Genomic DNA, 16,069 nt, shown 5'->3' with positions numbered 1-16,069 from the left:
TTACCAGCTTGCTTTTTTAACACCAGGGATTTGACCTTTGTATGCAAGATCACGGAACTTGATACGGCTGATCCCGAATTTACCCATGTAACCATGCGGACGACCTGTGATGCTGCAACGGTTGTGCAAGCGTACAGGTGACGAGTTACGTGGCAATTTGCTGAGTCCGATATAATCGCCTTCAGCTTTCAACTTCGCACGCTTTTCAGCGTACTGGGCAACGAGTTTCTCGCGTTTAAGTTCGCGATTCACCATTGACTTTTTAGCCATGTTGTCGACCTCCCTCTAGATTATTTTTGGAATGGCATACCGAGAAGTGTGAGCAATTCACGTGCTTCTTCGTCTGTGTTTGCTGTTGTAACAACAACGATGTCCATACCGCGTACTTTAGATACTTTATCGTAATCGATCTCAGGGAAAATAAGTTGCTCTTTCACGCCAAGCGTGTAGTTACCGCGTCCGTCGAATGCTTTCTTCGATACACCGCGGAAGTCACGTACACGTGGAAGTGAAACAGTTACCAATTTGTCGAGGAAATCGTACATACGCTCGCCACGAAGTGTAACCTTCGCACCGATTGGCATACCTTCACGAAGCTTGAAACCAGCGATTGATTTCTTCGCTTTCGTTACGAGTGGTTTTTGACCTGAAAGAATTGTTAATTCTTCAACTGCCATGTCAAGTGCTTTCGAGTTCGAAACAGCATCACCTACACCCATGTTGATGACGATCTTTTCGATTTTCGGTACTTGCATGACCGAGTCATAGTTGAATTTATCCATCATCGCTTTCACGATGTCGCTTTTATACTTCTCTTGCAAACGGTTCATAGTCGAATGGACCTCCTTTCGTCACGTTCTTCTTATTTATCGAGTGATTCGCCCGATTTCGCGACACGAACTTTTTTACCATCGACTACTTTGAAACCAACACGAGTTGGTTTGCCAGTTTTAGGGTCGAGTGGCATTACGTTCGAGACGTGAATTGGTGCTTCGATCTCAAGGATCCCGCCTTGTGGATTCGCTTGTGAAGGTTTTGAGTGTTTTTTCATCACGTTTACGCCTTCAACCACTACGCGGTTTTTGCTTGGCATAGCTTTGAGGATAACCCCTTGCTTGCCTTTATCTTTACCAGACATTACCTGGACTGTATCGCCTTTTTTAACATGCATCGTTTGCGCACCTCCTTATAGGATTGAAATTGGAAATTAAAGTACTTCCGGTGCCAACGAAACGATCTTCATGAATTCTTTTTCACGAAGTTCACGTGCAACTGGCCCGAAGATCCGTGTGCCGCGTGGGCTCTTGTCATCTTTGATAATGACTGCTGCGTTCTCATCGAAACGGATGTACGAACCATCTTTACGACGAGCGCCGCGTTTTGTACGAACGACAACTGCTCTGACAACGTCACCTTTTTTAACAACGCCACCTGGTGTTGCTTGTTTTACCGTAGCGACGATAACGTCACCGATGTTTGCAGTCTTACGACCAGAACCACCGAGAACCTTAATTGTCAACAGTTCACGCGCGCCAGAGTTGTCTGCTACTTTCAAGCGAGATTCTTGTTGAATCATGCGAGTGTACCTCCCTCCGGATGTTTAATAAATCCGAACTGTTATTAGATGATTACTGATTCTTCTACTACTGTTACAAGACGGAAACGTTTGTCTTTAGAAAGAGGACGTGTTTCCGCGATGCGAACGATATCGCCCACTTTAGCGACGTTGTTCTCATCGTGTGCTTTATATTTCTTCGTGTAGTTTACACGTTTGCCATAAAGTTTATGACGAACCTTTGTTTCTACTGCGACGACGATCGTTTTGTCCATTTTGTCAGACACGACGCGACCAGTGAACACTTTACGGTTGTTGCGTTCCATGAGTGTTACCTCCTCTCAAGAATCCGATGTAATTAGCCGTTGTTGATGCCGAGTTCGCGTTCACGAAGAATCGTTTTAGCACGCGCAATCGACTTGCGTACTTCACGGATACGAGCAGGATTCTCAAGCTGACCTGTAGCAAGTTGGAAGCGAAGGTTAAAGAGTTCTTCTTTCCACTCGCCCACTTTACCGTTGAGCTCTTCAGTTGTTGATTGACGGAGATCAGTTGCTTTCATTCGTATCACCACCATTTTCTTCACGTTTCACGAACTTACATTTTACTGGAAGTTTGTGCGATGCAAGACGAAGTGCCTCACGTGCCACTTCCTCAGATACACCTGCGATTTCGAACATTACTTTGCCAGGCTTAACTACAGCTACCCAGCCTTCTGGAGCACCTTTACCCGAACCCATTCGGACTTCGAGAGGCTTTTTAGTGTACGGCTTGTGTGGGAAGATCTTGATCCACACTTTACCACCACGTTTCATATAACGTGTCATTGCAATACGTGCTGATTCGATTTGACGGTTTGTAATCCAGCTCGCTTCGAGAGCTTGGAGACCGAACTCACCGAAGTGTACAGTTGTGCCGCGTTTAGCATTCCCGCGCATTTTACCACGGTGTACACGACGATATTTCACGCGTTTAGGTAACAACATAGTGTGTTGCCTCCTTCCTGAAAGAGTGTTTATTATTCAGCGTTTTTCGCTGTGTTGTTTTTTGTTGGAAGAACTTCACCGTGGTATAACCAAACTTTTACGCCGATTTTACCGTAAGTTGTGTCAGCTTCAGCTGTTCCGTAGTCGATGTCGGCACGGAGTGTGTGAAGTGGAACTGTTCCTTCCGAGTATTTCTCTGAACGAGCGATATCAGCGCCACCAAGACGACCAGAAACTTCTGTTTTGATCCCTTTGATGCCAGTACGCATCGAACGTTGAATTGATTGTTTCATTGCACGACGGAATGATACGCGACCTTCCAATTGACGAGCAATGTTTTCTGCTACAAGCTTCGCAACAGCGTCAGCGTTTTTCACTTCAACAACGTTGATGTGAACGCGTTTTCCGTCAGCGATTTTTGTAATGTGTTTACGGAGTGATTCGATTTCAGAACCACCTTTACCGATTACCATACCTGGCTTCGCAGTGTGAAGCGAAATGTTCACGCGGTTTGCAGCGCGTTCGATTTCAACTTTAGAAACACTAGCATCCTTCATTTTGTTTTCGATGTATTCACGAATAACGAAGTCTTCATGAAGGAGATCAGCGTAGTCTTTCTCAGCGTACCAACGCGAATCCCAGTCTTTGATAACACCAACGCGAAGACCGTGCGGATTTACCTTTTGACCCACTACATATCCCTCCTTATTTCTCAGTTACCACGATGTGGATGTGGCTTGTGCGTTTGTTAATACGGCTTGCGCGACCCATCGCACGTGGGCGGAAGCGTTTGAGTGTTGGACCTTCGTTTACGTAAGCTTCTGTTACAACGAGGTTCTCAATGTTCATATCGTAGTTGTGCTCTGCGTTAGCAATCGCTGATTTTAATACTTTTTCAACGACTGGCGATGCTGCCTTGTTCGTGTGAGCAAGGACAGAGAGCGCTTCGCCGACTTGTTTCCCGCGAATTAAGTCTACAACGAGACGTGCTTTGCGAGGAGCAAGACGGACCATATTAGCTGATGCTTTAGCTTGCATGGATTTGACCTCCCCTCAAATTACCGTTTCGTTTTCTTGTCTGATCCGTGACCTTTGTACGTGCGTGTTGGAGCGAATTCACCAAGTTTGTGACCAACCATGTCTTCTGTCACGAATACTGGTACGTGTTTACGACCATCGTGCACACCGAACGTGTGACCCATGAATTCTGGGAAGATCGTCGAGCGACGTGACCAAGTTTTGATGACTTGCTTCTCACCAGATTCGTTGAGTTTGTCAACTTTAGCGAGCAAGTGGTGATCTGCGAATGGACCTTTTTTCAAGCTGCGACCCATGTTAGAACCTCCCTTTGGAATGATTCGGGAACGGCCCTTTCGAACCGCCCGAGAATCATGTAGTAATTATTTCTTACGGCGACGAAGGATGTACATGTCGCTCGATTTGTTTTTCTTACGAGTCTTAAGACCAAGAGCTGGTTTACCCCAAGGAGTAAGTGGGCCCGAACGACCGATTGGCGCACGACCTTCACCACCACCGTGTGGGTGATCAACCGGGTTCATTACAGAACCACGTACTGTTGGGCGTTTGCCTAACCAACGTGAACGTCCTGCTTTACCGATATTTACGAGTTCGTGTTCTTCGTTACCAACTGAACCGATTGTCGCGCGGCAAGTGCCGAGGAACAAGCGTGATTCACCTGATTGAAGACGAACGATGACGTACTTGCCGTCACGTCCTTGGATTTGTGCCGATGCACCAGCCGCACGAACAAGCTGACCACCTTTACCAGGCTTAAGCTCGATGTTGTGGATTGTTGTACCGACAGGGATGTTTACGAGTGGAAGAGCGTTCCCCACTTTGATATCCGCTTCAGGACCAGACATGATTTCCATGCCTACTTTGATGCCCTTAGGAGCGAGGATGTAACGTTTCTCACCATCTACATAGTTGATGAGTGCGATGTTTGCTGAACGGTTTGGATCGTATTCGATCGTTGCTACGCGTCCTGCAACGCCATCTTTGTTACGTTTGAAATCGATGATACGGTATTTACGCTTGTGACCGCCACCTTGGTGACGAACAGTCAAGCGACCTTGGTTGTTACGTCCGCCTTTTTTCGAAAGCTTTTCAGTTAACGATTTTTCAGGGCGATTCGTTGTGATCTCTGCAAAGTCGAGAGATGTCATGTTACGACGACCGTTAGTGGTCGGCTTAAACTTTTTGATTGCCATCGAGGATTCCCTCCTTTTCTTCTAAGGTAGTTAATTAACCGAGGAAGTCGATTGTGTTGCCTTCTGCAAGAGTTACGATCGCTTTTTTACGGCGAGCTGTGTAACCAGCGTGACGACCGACACGTTTCGCTTTCGGTTTGTAGTTCATTGTGTTTACCGAAGCAACTTTCACATTGAAGATTGTTTCGATAGCGTGTTTCACTTGCGATTTAGTCGCTTTTACGTCGATTTCGAAAACGTATTTGTTAGCTTCCATGAGGCTAACTGAACGCTCAGTGATGATCGGACGTTTGATGATATCGTATGCTTGAGCCATTATGCAAGCACCTCCTCTACCTTCGCAACCGCATCTTTAGTGAAGATGACTTTGTCGTTAGCAACGAGGTCAAGAACGTTTACGCCTGCTGCGTCGATCACAGTCACTCCTGGGATGTTACGAGCTGCGAGAGCGATAGTCTCATTGTAGTCCGCTGTGACTACAAGAGCCTTACGTTCTACTGATAAGCTGTTGAGTACAGCAGCCATATCTTTTGTTTTTGGTGCGTCGAAAGCAAGGCCTTCGAGGACGATGATTTCGTTGTTTTGTACTTTCGACGAAAGAGCCGAGAGAAGTGCTAAACGACGAACCTTCTTAGGAAGTTTGTAAGAGTATGAACGTGGTGTTGGACCGAAGACTGTACCACCACCAACCCATTGTGGTGAGCGGATAGAACCTTGGCGCGCACGACCAGTTCCCTTTTGTTTCCATGGTTTACGGCCGCCACCGCGTACTTCCGAGCGACCTTTCGTATCGTGAGTACCTTGACGGCGTGATGCTTGTTGCATGACGATTGCGTCGTAAAGTACTGATTCGTTTGGCTCGATTCCGAAGATGGCTTCTGCCAATTCGATTTCGCCAACTTGTGAACCTGTTTGGTTAAGCAAAGCTACTTTAGGCATTCGTAATTCCTCCTTTCCGTGCAGTTAATTAGTTACCTTTGACCGCTGATTTGATGATGACGTTCGATTTACGAGCGCCTGGGATAGCACCTTTCACGAGGAGAAGGCCGCGTTCCACATCAACTTTAACGATTTCAAGGTTTTGAATTGTTTTACGCTCTCCACCCATTTGACCAGGAAGAAGTTTCCCTTTGAATACGCGGTTAGGAGCGACAGGACCCATCGAACCAGGACGACGGTGGTAGCGCGAACCGTGGGCCATTGGTCCACGTGATTGTCCGTGACGCTTGATCGCACCTTGGAATCCTTTACCTTTCGATGTACCTGTAACGTCTACTAATTCACCTGCAGCGAAAATGTCTGCCTTAATCTCTTGACCGATTTCGTATCCTTCTACTGAAGTACGAACTTCTTTGATGAAGCGCTTAGGTGTCGCGTTTGCTTTCGCAGCGTGACCTTTTGATGGTTTGTTTTGACGTGATTCTTTGATGTCTCCGAAACCAAGTTGAACTGCTTCGTAACCGTCTGTATCAACTGTTTTAAGTTGAAGAACGACGTTACCTTCTACAGCAACTACTGTTACCGGTACAACTTCGCCTGCTTCGTTGAAGATTTGAGTCATACCAAGTTTTGTTCCTAAGATTCCTTTAGCCATGAGATACACCTCCTGTTAATAATTAATTGTCTCTTCTGGCTAGTATCTACTATATGAAGAATTAAAGTTTGATTTCGATGTCTACACCTGATGGTAACTCGAGACGCATAAGCGAATCGACTGTTTTCGGTGTTGGGTTTACGATGTCGATCAAGCGTTTGTGTGTACGCATTTCGAACTGCTCACGAGCATCTTTGTACTTGTGAACCGCACGAAGGATCGTGTAAACCGATTTTTCAGTTGGGAGCGGGATTGGACCCGATACCTTTGCACCTGAACGCTTCGCAGTGTCAACGATCTTCTCAGCTGATTGATCGAGAACGCGATGGTCATATGCTTTTAAACGAATACGAATTTTTTCATTTGCCATGTTTGTTTCCCTCCTTTGTCGCCTATTTTAAAAATAGACAATTCTCCGCGGAAATTTCCACACCGGCCATGGCAATGCTGCCTGGCGTGTCATAACCTCCCGCTTCAACGCAGCGTGCTTGTGTCAGCAGAGGCATCCGATCATTGCGAATCAACGATTGGACCCATTTTCTGCTGTAAAGTCTCTCACCACTCGCACAAACACTTAATCATTATATCTAATCTGGTCATAGAATGCAAGATTAGATTTTTGAAGTTGCTGGTTGTCTGATGAGTTGCTCAACGTTCCCTAATGTAACAAGATTCGCGAGCTTTTGCAAGAGAAAATTCATTCTTTTATTGAACTATTTTTCAAACGAAGTCCCATGTCAACTCGACCTAGCGTTTCATCATCTCTCCAAATCGCTCTGTGACCGCTTCAATGACCGAATGCGGGGCTCGCTTTAGACACGCATGAACAATTCCTTCATTTATATTGTGTGTCTCAAAATAGCGAGTCAGACGTGTCAGTTTATCCTCTCTACCGATGACTGTATAAAGGACAATCCATTCTTCGAGGTGCATCCAGTTCCCTTCTGCTTCTATATAAGGATGTGTATAGATCCCGTCGGTACACTTCATGCGAAAACTAGACATGACATCCACGTCAGTCCCCTCGAAAACATACTCCCCAAAGTATGTCGTCAAGTACGCCTCATGTGGTTCAGTCGATTGTTTCTCTCCAGCACGACTCAAGATCTGGTCTAACCGTTCAAACTGATCGGGCTCTACGAAAACATCAATGTCATTCGTTACGTCGACAATCCCATGATGCTTTAACAGTTGCGAGCCACCGACACGATATGCGATTCCATTCAAGCGACAAATCGTCTCCAATTGTTTCAACATGACGCCACCCCTTTCTCGTATGCTTCATCTTACCACGCCCATCCAGAAACACAAAAAAGCAGCCCGCATATTGCGGACTGCTTGAAGTTGTTCAGTTGAATCAATCGATTACTCGATGATTTCTGTTACTGAACCAGCACCTACAGTACGGCCACCCTCACGGATAGAGAAACGTGTACCGTCTTCGATCGCGATTGTAGAAATCAATTCGACCGTCAACTCGATGTTGTCTCCTGGCATTACCATTTCAGTACCTTCTGGAAGGTGAACGATACCTGTTACGTCAGTTGTACGGAAGTAGAACTGCGGGCGGTAGTTCGCGAAGAATGGCGTGTGACGGCCACCCTCTTCTTTAGAAAGAACGTAGATTGATGCTTTGAACTTTGAGTGTGGTGTGATTGAACCTGGCTTAGCAAGTACTTGTCCACGCTCGATGTCGTCACGTGATACACCACGGAGAAGTGCACCGATGTTGTCGCCAGCTTCAGCATAGTCAAGAAGCTTACGGAACATCTCTACACCAGTACATACAGTTTTCTTAGTTTCTTCTGTAAGACCAACGATTTCGATCTCGTCGTTGACGCGGAGAACACCACGCTCAACACGACCAGTCGCTACAGTACCACGACCAGTGATTGAGAATACGTCCTCAACAGGCATCATGAAGTCTTTTTCTGTATCACGAACTGGTTCTGGGATGTACTCATCAACAGCGTTCATGAGTTCCATAACTTTTTCTTCCCACTGAGCTTCACCGTTAAGTGCGCCAAGTGCAGAACCTTTGATTACAGGGAGGTCGTCGCCTGGGAAGTCGTATTCAGAAAGAAGTTCACGGATTTCCATTTCAACGAGTTCGAGGAGCTCTTCGTCGTCTACCATGTCAACTTTGTTCATGAAGACTACGATGTAAGGAACACCTACTTGACGTGAAAGAAGGATGTGCTCACGTGTTTGTGGCATTGGGCCATCTGTTGCAGATACAACGAGGATCGCGCCGTCCATTTGAGCAGCACCAGTGATCATGTTTTTAACATAGTCAGCGTGTCCTGGGCAGTCAACGTGTGCGTAGTGACGCTTGTCAGTTTCGTACTCGATGTGAGCTGTTGCGATTGTGATACCGCGCTCGCGCTCTTCTGGAGCACCATCGATTTGGTCGAACTTAGTAGCTGTTTTACCTTGTGCACGTGAAAGTACAGCAGAGATTGCTGCAGTCAAAGTTGTTTTACCGTGGTCAACGTGGCCAATTGTACCAATGTTAACGTGCGGCTTAGAACGGTCGAATTTTTCTTTACCCATTCTAGATTCCTCCTCTATTAAACGATTAGTTTTTATTTAACTAGGAAGACGTAGGTTACTTTTAACATACGTCCTCCTTAGCTTACAACAATCAATCTAGCGATACAACCGTTATTAGCCGTTCGCTTTTTTGACGATTTCTTCAGCAATTGATTTCGGTACTTCTTCGTAGTGATCGAAGTGCATCGAGTACGTTCCACGTCCTTGTGTACGTGAACGAAGTGATGTTGCGTAACCGAACATTTCTGAAAGTGGAATCATCGCTTTAACGACTTGTGCGTTACCGCGAGCTTCCATACCTTCTACGCGTCCACGGCGTGACGTTACGTCACCCATGATGTCACCCATGTATTCTTCAGGGATAACAACTTCAACACGCATCATTGGCTCAAGGATGACAGCTTTCGCTTGGTCCTTAAGTTGTTTAACCGCCATCGAAGCAGCAACTTTAAACGCCATCTCGTTCGAGTCGACATCGTGGTACGATCCGAATACGAGGCGAGCTTTAACGTCAACTACTGGGTAACCAGCGAGGATACCGTTTTCGAGAGCTTCTTCAATCCCGTTTTGAACAGCTGGGACGTATTCACGTGGTACAACACCACCGACGATCTTGTTCTCGAACTCGAATCCAGCGCCTTCTTCGTTCGGCTCGAATTCTACGACAACGTGACCGTACTGACCGCGTCCACCAGACTGACGAACGAATTTCGAATCGATCTTCGCAGCGCCACGGATTGTTTCACGGTAAGCAACTTGTGGTGCACCAACGTTAGCTTCTACTTTGAATTCGCGACGCATACGGTCAACGAGGATATCAAGGTGAAGCTCACCCATACCAGAGATGATCGTTTGACCAGTCTCAGGGTTTGTTTCAGTGCGGAATGTTGGATCTTCTTCTGCGAGTTTCGCAAGAGCTTGACCCATCTTATCTTGGTCTGCTTTCGATTTAGGCTCGATTGCAACCGAGATAACTGGTTCTGGGAACGTCATTGACTCGAGAACGATGTTATCTTTCTCTGTGCAAAGCGTGTCACCAGTAGTCGTGTCTTTGAAACCAACAGCAGCGGCGATGTCACCAGCGTATACCATTGGAATCTCTTCACGGCTGTTTGCGTGCATTTGAAGGATACGACCGAGACGCTCACGCTTCCCTTTAGTCGAGTTCTTCACGTATGATCCTGCTTCAGCTGTACCAGAGTACACGCGGAAGAACGTCAATTTACCGACGTAAGGGTCAGTCATAACTTTGAACGCAAGTGCTGAGAATGGAGCTTCGTCAGAAGGCTCACGTGTGATTTCTTCTTCTGTATCGAGGTTGATCCCTTTGATTGACTCAACATCAACTGGTGATGGGAGGTAATCAACAACGGCGTTAAGCATGAGCTGAACACCTTTGTTCTTGAAGGCAGAACCAACGAGTACAGGGTAGAATTCAACGCTAAGTGTCGCTTGACGGATTGCAGCTTTCAATTCATCGATTGAAATCTCTTCACCTTCAAGGTACTTCATCATCAACTCTTCGTTGAAGTCAGCAACACCTTCGATCAATTGACCGCGAAGTTCTTCAGCTTGATCAGCCATGTCAGCTGGGAAGCCATCTGTTACTTCGATGTCAGTACCGAGGTCGTTGTTGTACATGTAAGTCTTCATTTCAACGAGATCGATAATCCCTTTGAAATCGTCCTCTGCTCCGATTGGGAGTTGGATCGCGTAAGCGTTCGCTTGAAGACGATCGTGGAGCGTCTTCACAGAGTACAAGAAGTCTGCGCCGATTTTATCCATCTTGTTGACGAATACGACACGTGGTACACCATATGTCGTCGCTTGACGCCATACAGTTTCAGTTTGTGGTTCTACACCTGACTGAGCGTCAAGTACAGCAACAGCACCATCAAGTACACGGAGTGAACGTTCAACTTCTACTGTGAAGTCTACGTGTCCAGGTGTATCGATGATGTTTACACGGTGGCCATTCCACTGTGCAGTTGTCGCAGCTGAAGTGATCGTGATTCCACGCTCTTGCTCCTGCTCCATCCAGTCCATTTGTGAAGCACCTTCGTGCGTTTCACCAATTTTGTGGATACGACCTGTGTAATAAAGAATACGTTCAGTTGTTGTCGTTTTACCGGCATCGATGTGAGCCATGATCCCGATGTTACGAGTATTCTTTAGGGAGAATTCTCTTGCCATACTGGGTATTCTCCTTCCGCATGTTTGATTTTCGTGTGCGCGCACACGATATGATTATACCCGAAAGCCACTCCGTTAAGCCATGCTTGGCGGAGTGGACTTTACGATTAAATTACCAACGATAGTGAGCAAACGCTTTGTTTGCTTCTGCCATCTTATGCATGTCTTCGCGTTTCTTAACAGACGCACCAGTGTTGTTGGCTGCATCCATGATTTCATTCGCGATACGTTGCTCCATCGTTTTTTCGTTGCGGAGACGAGCGTAGTTCACGAGGTAACGAAGACCAAGTGTTGTACGGCGCTCTGGACGAACTTCAACAGGAACTTGGTAGTTAGCTCCACCTACACGGCGTGCTTTAACTTCAAGTACAGGCATGATGTTGTTCATTGCTTCTTCGAACACTTCCATAGGCTCTTTGCCTGAGCGTTCAGCGATGATGCCAAATGCGTTGTAAATGATAGTTTGAGCTGTACCTTTTTTACCGTCTAACATGACACGGTTAATGAGGCGAGTTACCAATTTCGAGTTGTAGATCGGATCTGCGATAACGTCACGACGTTCTGCACGGTTTTTACGCATCCGAGTACCCTCCTTTCAAAATTTCAATTGTATTTTAGTTAGCGAGAATTACTTCTTCGCAGCTTTCGGACGCTTCGTACCGTATTTAGAACGGCCTTGCATACGTCCATCAACACCTGCAGTGTCAAGCGCACCACGAACGATGTGGTAACGTACCCCTGGTAAGTCTTTTACACGTCCTCCACGGATAAGAACAACGCTGTGCTCTTGAAGGTTGTGGCCAATACCTGGAATGTACGCAGTCACTTCGATTTGGTTAGTCAAACGAACACGAGCATACTTACGAAGCGCCGAGTTCGGTTTCTTCGGAGTCATTGTACCAACACGTGTACAAACACCACGTTTTTGTGGTGAGCTCACGTTTGTTTGTGACTTGATGAAACTGTTGTAACCTTTGTTAAGTGCTGGAGAGTCAGATTTAACGACTTTCGATTTACGTCCTTTACGGACTAACTGGTTAATAGTAGGCATCTTTGAAGATCCTCCCTTCCTGAATGTTGCTATTTTCTAGTCCCACCGACCCGGGTGGTTCATTTAAGGTCATAACGAAACGCTTTTACGAGGCGTAGGCATTCCATGACCTCGCAAAAACGTGAGTTATACCTTGAAAGTGGCAATTGTAGCAGCCAAACCTTCCCGTAGAAAGTTCGGATGGACGTCCAAGTAGCTTGCCGACTGCTGGACATCGTTGTCATCGACAACAACCGATTGGCGGCACTAAATCATAGTAGCACCGCCAACCTGCGCTGTCAAGACGTATTTTACTCGACTGTTGTATCTTCGAGTGCAACTGGCGCCTCATCTTCTTTAAGTTCGACATCGCGGTAGACAGCCATTCCAGTACCAGCTGGAACGAGTTTACCGATGATGACGTTCTCTTTGAGTCCGAGGAGGTAGTCGCGTTTCCCTTTGATTGCCGCATCTGTCAAGACACGAGTCGTTTCTTGGAACGAAGCCGCTGAGAGGAACGAGTCTGTCTCAAGCGACGCTTTCGTGATCCCGAGAAGGACTGGTTTTGCAGTCGCTGGGTGTTTTCCGTCACGAATCGCATCTTTACACGCTTCTTTGAAGACGCTGATGTCGACAAGTGAACCTGGGAGAAGTGGTGTGTCACCAGACTCGATGACTTTGACACGACGAAGCATTTGGCGAACCATAACCTCAACGTGCTTATCACCAATTTCTACCCCTTGCATCCGGTATACTTTTTGAACTTCTTGGAGAAGATAGTTCTGAACACCAGACACACCACGGACGGCGAGCAATTCTTTCGGATCGATCGAACCTTCCGTGAAGACTTCACCGGCTTCTACTGTATCGCCGATTTGAACACGGAGACGCGCTCCGAATGGAATCGTGTAAGAACGTGTTTCACTGAATCCTTCGACAGTGAGTTCACGCTTGTCACGCGATTCCGTGAAGTCGATGACCGTACCAGAGATTTCCGAGATGACCGCTTGACCTTTCGGGTTACGGGCTTCGAATACCTCTTGGATACGTGGAAGACCTTGTGTGATATCGTCTCCGGCAACCCCACCTGTGTGGAAGGTACGCATTGTAAGCTGCGTTCCTGGCTCACCGATTGATTGTGCGGCGATGATACCGACGGCTTCTCCGACTTCAACGTTTGATCCAGTAGCCAAGTTACGTCCGTAACACTTCTTACATACGCCGTGTGACGTGTTACATGTGAAGGCTGTACGGATTTCTACTTGCTCAACACCCGCATCAACGATGACGCGTGCGATGTCTTCTGTGATCAATTCGTTCTTATCAACCAACACTTCGCCCGTTTCAGGGTGTGTGACTGTTTCAAACGATGTACGTCCGACGAGACGGTCGTACAAGTTTTCGATTTCTTCCGTACCTTCGCGGAGTGCAGATACACGGATCCCGCGGTCTGTTCCACAATCTTCTTCACGGATGATGACATCTTGCGCAACGTCAACGAGACGACGCGTCAAGTAACCTGAGTCGGCTGTCTTCAAGGCTGTATCGGCAAGACCTTTACGAGCCCCGTGAGTCGAGATGAAGTACTCTTGAACCGTCAGACCTTCACGGAACGACGATTTGATCGGAAGTTCGATGATGCGACCAGATGGAGCGGCCATCAAACCACGCATACCCGCAAGCTGCGTAAAGTTAGATGCGTTACCACGGGCACCAGAGTCAGACATCATGAAGATCGGGTTCAAGCGGTTGAGGGATTTCATCAATCGAGATTGAATTTCATCCTTCGCTTCGTTCCAAGCACGTACAACGCGCTCGTAACGCTCATCCTCTGTGATGAGACCACGACGGAACGACTTCATGATTTGGTCGACTTGTTTTTGTGCCTCATCCAAGATTTCCTGTTTATCAGGAAGTACGATGATGTCGGCGATCCCAACTGTCACACCGGCTTTCGTCGAGTGTTTGAAGCCGAGATCTTTCATACGGTCAAGCATGCGGCTTGTTTCAGTCGTTTCAAACTTCTGGAACACTTCCGCGATGACTTTTCCGAGGAATCCTTTTTTGAACGGGTCGATGATTGGACGTGATGCGATTTCTTCCGCAACGTTCGCCCCTTTGTCGATGAAGTACTTATCAGGAGTTGCTTCCTGCAAGTTTTCCATCGTCGGTTCGTTCAAGTATGGGAACGTGTTTGGCAAGATCTCGTTGAAGATCATCTTACCAACAGTCGTAATGAGCAATTTCTCGTTCTGCTCGTCTGTGAACGTCGGGTTGTTGAGCGTACGTGCCGGAAGTGCCACACGCGAGTGCAAGTGGACATATCCGTTTTGGTAAGCGATCAACGCCTCGTTGACGTTCGAGAACACTTTCCCTTGACCGACGGCATCTTCACGTTCGAGTGAGATGTAGTAGTTACCGAGGACCATATCCTGCGATGGTGTAACAACCGGTTTTCCGTCTTTCGGGTTCAAGATGTTCTGTGCAGCGAGCATGAGAAGACGTGCTTCCGCTTGTGCTTCTGCAGAGAGCGGAACGTGGACGGCCATTTGGTCACCATCGAAGTCGGCGTTATAAGCCGTACATACGAGTGGGTGAAGGCGAATCGCACGACCTTCAACAAGAATCGGTTCGAATGCTTGAATACCAAGACGGTGAAGTGTCGGGGCACGGTTCAAGAGAACCGGATGCTCACGGATGACTTCTTCAAGGACGCCCCAGATTTCAGGTTGCATCTTCTCGATTTTGCGTTTTGCGTTCTTGATGTTCGAAGCGATGCCACGACCGACAAGTTCTTTCATCACGAACGGTTTGAAGAGCTCAAGTGCCATCTCTTTTGGAAGACCACACTGATACATCTTCAAGTTCGGTCCGACGACGATAACCGAACGTCCTGAGTAGTCGACCCGTTTACCAAGAAGGTTTTGACGGAAGCGACCTTGTTTCCCTTTCAACATGTGTGAAAGTGATTTGAGCGGACGGTTACCAGGACCTGTTACCGGACGACCACGACGACCGTTGTCGATGAGGGCGTCAACCGCTTCTTGAAGCATACGCTTCTCGTTTTGCACGATGATGTTCGGCGCGCCGAGGTCGAGCAAACGTTTGAGACGGTTGTTACGGTTGATGACTCGACGATACAAGTCGTTCAAGTCAGATGTTGCAAAGCGTCCACCGTCGAGCTGTACCATTGGGCGAAGCTCTGGTGGGATGACAGGAAGTACTTCAAGGATCATCCAATCCGGATTGTTCCCTGATGTGAAGAACGCATCGAGAACTTCCAAACGCTTGATCGCACGTGTACGACGTTGACCTTGGACAGTTTTCAACTCTTCACGAAGCTCGCTCACTTCTTTTTCAAGATTAACGTCTTGAAGGAGTGTACGGATGGCTTCAGCACCCATGTCTGCTTTGAAGTCGCTACCGTATTTTTCACGATAGAGACGGAATTCTTTTTCCGAGAGAAGTTGTTTCTTCTCGAGCGGTGTATCACCTGGCTCTGTGACCACGTAAGAAGCGAAGTAAATCACTTCTTCGAGTGCACGTGGTGACATATCGAGAACAAGCCCCATGCGGCTTGGAATCCCTTTGAAGTACCAGATGTGCGAAACTGGTGCCGCGAGCTCGATATGGCCCATTCGCTCGCGACGCACTTTCGCTTTCGTCACTTCAACGCCACAGCGGTCACAAATGACTCCTTTATAACGGATACGTTTGTACTTCCCGCAGTAACATTCCCAGTCTTTCGTAGGACCGAAGATTCGTTCACAGAATAATCCGTCCTTCTCTGGTTTAAGTGTACGATAGTTGATCGTTTCCGGCTTTTTGACTTCACCGTAAGACCACGAACGGATCTTCTCTGATGAAGCCAAGCCGATTTTCATATATTCAAATCGATTAACATCTACCAAGGGGCCGACCTCCCTT

The 16,069-nt window shown here is 47.2% G+C and carries 21 protein-coding genes; all 21 read right to left on the bottom strand.

The features are described 5' to 3' along the window. The 21 genes from rpsN to rpoC all read right to left on the bottom strand — a co-directional run bounded on the left by rpsN (position 1) and on the right by rpoC (position 16,053). Entirely contained in the window at positions 1 to 270 is a 270-nt protein-coding gene (gene rpsN, locus KNP04_RS14555; RefSeq protein ID WP_012727664.1) for a 30S ribosomal protein S14, read from the bottom strand. A 20-nt stretch (positions 271 to 290) separates the two neighbouring features. After that, positions 291 to 830, bottom strand: coding sequence for a 50S ribosomal protein L5 (rplE, locus tag KNP04_RS14550; protein WP_012727665.1), 540 nt, complete (start codon positions 828 to 830; stop codon positions 291 to 293). A 32-nt stretch (positions 831 to 862) separates the two neighbouring features. After that, on the bottom strand, positions 863 to 1,171 hold the full coding sequence (gene rplX, locus KNP04_RS14545) for a 50S ribosomal protein L24 (RefSeq protein ID WP_074032448.1): 309 nt from the start codon (positions 1,169 to 1,171) through the stop codon (positions 863 to 865). 36 nt (positions 1,172 to 1,207) lie between these two features. Beyond that, the gene (rplN, locus tag KNP04_RS14540) at positions 1,208 to 1,576 is read right to left on the bottom strand and encodes a 50S ribosomal protein L14 (RefSeq protein WP_026824839.1); all 369 of its coding nucleotides are present in this window, start codon (positions 1,574 to 1,576) and stop codon (positions 1,208 to 1,210) included. A gap of 44 nt (positions 1,577 to 1,620) precedes the next feature. After that, positions 1,621 to 1,881, bottom strand: coding sequence for a 30S ribosomal protein S17 (rpsQ, locus tag KNP04_RS14535; protein ID WP_012727668.1), 261 nt, complete (start codon positions 1,879 to 1,881; stop codon positions 1,621 to 1,623). Positions 1,882 to 1,913: 32 nt separating this feature from the next. After that, positions 1,914 to 2,117 (bottom strand): 50S ribosomal protein L29, encoded by a 204-nt coding sequence (gene rpmC / locus KNP04_RS14530; RefSeq protein ID WP_012727669.1) that lies wholly within the window; start codon positions 2,115 to 2,117, stop codon positions 1,914 to 1,916. Further along, complete coding sequence (gene rplP / locus KNP04_RS14525; protein WP_012727670.1) at positions 2,104 to 2,541, bottom strand: 50S ribosomal protein L16; 438 nt, start codon at positions 2,539 to 2,541, stop codon at positions 2,104 to 2,106. The genes rpmC and rplP overlap by 14 nt, the downstream gene beginning before the upstream one ends. 32 nt (positions 2,542 to 2,573) lie before the next feature. Further along, complete coding sequence (rpsC, locus tag KNP04_RS14520) at positions 2,574 to 3,233, bottom strand: 30S ribosomal protein S3 (protein WP_012727671.1); 660 nt, start codon at positions 3,231 to 3,233, stop codon at positions 2,574 to 2,576. Between the two features lie 13 nt (positions 3,234 to 3,246). Beyond that, complete coding sequence (gene rplV, locus KNP04_RS14515) at positions 3,247 to 3,579, bottom strand: 50S ribosomal protein L22 (protein ID WP_012727672.1); 333 nt, start codon at positions 3,577 to 3,579, stop codon at positions 3,247 to 3,249. A 20-nt stretch (positions 3,580 to 3,599) separates the two neighbouring features. Further along, positions 3,600 to 3,875: a 30S ribosomal protein S19 gene (gene rpsS, locus KNP04_RS14510; RefSeq protein WP_012727673.1), complete on the bottom strand. Its 276-nt coding sequence runs from the start codon at positions 3,873 to 3,875 to the stop codon at positions 3,600 to 3,602. Between the two features lie 66 nt (positions 3,876 to 3,941). Next, complete coding sequence (gene rplB / locus KNP04_RS14505; RefSeq protein ID WP_012727674.1) at positions 3,942 to 4,772, bottom strand: 50S ribosomal protein L2; 831 nt, start codon at positions 4,770 to 4,772, stop codon at positions 3,942 to 3,944. Positions 4,773 to 4,806: 34 nt separating this feature from the next. Beyond that, the gene (gene rplW / locus KNP04_RS14500) at positions 4,807 to 5,088 is read right to left on the bottom strand and encodes a 50S ribosomal protein L23 (RefSeq protein ID WP_026824834.1); all 282 of its coding nucleotides are present in this window, start codon (positions 5,086 to 5,088) and stop codon (positions 4,807 to 4,809) included. Then, positions 5,088 to 5,711 carry a 50S ribosomal protein L4 gene (gene rplD / locus KNP04_RS14495; RefSeq protein WP_012727676.1) on the bottom strand — a complete coding sequence of 208 codons (624 nt, stop codon included), beginning with the start codon at positions 5,709 to 5,711 and terminating at the stop codon, positions 5,088 to 5,090. Before rplD ends, rplW begins: the two co-directional genes overlap by 1 nt. A 28-nt stretch (positions 5,712 to 5,739) precedes the next feature. Continuing rightward, positions 5,740 to 6,366 (bottom strand): 50S ribosomal protein L3, encoded by a 627-nt coding sequence (rplC, locus tag KNP04_RS14490; RefSeq protein WP_074032441.1) that lies wholly within the window; start codon positions 6,364 to 6,366, stop codon positions 5,740 to 5,742. Between the two features lie 61 nt (positions 6,367 to 6,427). Next, positions 6,428 to 6,736, bottom strand: coding sequence for a 30S ribosomal protein S10 (rpsJ, locus tag KNP04_RS14485; protein WP_074032438.1), 309 nt, complete (start codon positions 6,734 to 6,736; stop codon positions 6,428 to 6,430). 377 nt (positions 6,737 to 7,113) lie between these two features. Next, the gene (locus tag KNP04_RS14480; protein WP_214876977.1) at positions 7,114 to 7,623 is read right to left on the bottom strand and encodes a hypothetical protein; all 510 of its coding nucleotides are present in this window, start codon (positions 7,621 to 7,623) and stop codon (positions 7,114 to 7,116) included. Positions 7,624 to 7,731: 108 nt separating this feature from the next. Next, positions 7,732 to 8,919 (bottom strand): elongation factor Tu, encoded by a 1,188-nt coding sequence (gene tuf, locus KNP04_RS14475; RefSeq protein ID WP_074032430.1) that lies wholly within the window; start codon positions 8,917 to 8,919, stop codon positions 7,732 to 7,734. Positions 8,920 to 9,033: 114 nt separating this feature from the next. Beyond that, a complete protein-coding gene (gene fusA / locus KNP04_RS14470) occupies positions 9,034 to 11,112 on the bottom strand; it encodes an elongation factor G (RefSeq protein ID WP_214697122.1) in 2,079 nt (692 codons plus the stop codon). Positions 11,113 to 11,224: 112 nt separating this feature from the next. Then, positions 11,225 to 11,692: a 30S ribosomal protein S7 gene (rpsG, locus tag KNP04_RS14465; protein ID WP_012727682.1), complete on the bottom strand. Its 468-nt coding sequence runs from the start codon at positions 11,690 to 11,692 to the stop codon at positions 11,225 to 11,227. A gap of 48 nt (positions 11,693 to 11,740) precedes the next feature. Continuing rightward, positions 11,741 to 12,163, bottom strand: a complete 423-nt coding sequence (rpsL, locus tag KNP04_RS14460; RefSeq protein WP_012727683.1) for a 30S ribosomal protein S12 — start codon at positions 12,161 to 12,163, stop codon at positions 11,741 to 11,743. 290 nt (positions 12,164 to 12,453) lie between these two features. Further along, the gene (rpoC, locus tag KNP04_RS14455) at positions 12,454 to 16,053 is read right to left on the bottom strand and encodes a DNA-directed RNA polymerase subunit beta' (RefSeq protein WP_214697121.1); all 3,600 of its coding nucleotides are present in this window, start codon (positions 16,051 to 16,053) and stop codon (positions 12,454 to 12,456) included. Positions 16,054 to 16,069 lie beyond the last annotated feature (16 nt).

Source organism: Exiguobacterium sp. CH10 (genome assembly GCF_018617635.1).
GTDB lineage: Bacteria > Bacillota > Bacilli > Exiguobacteriales > Exiguobacteriaceae > Exiguobacterium > Exiguobacterium aestuarii_A.
Note: the sequence above shows the minus strand (reverse complement) of the source record. Positions and strands in the feature narration are given on the sequence as shown.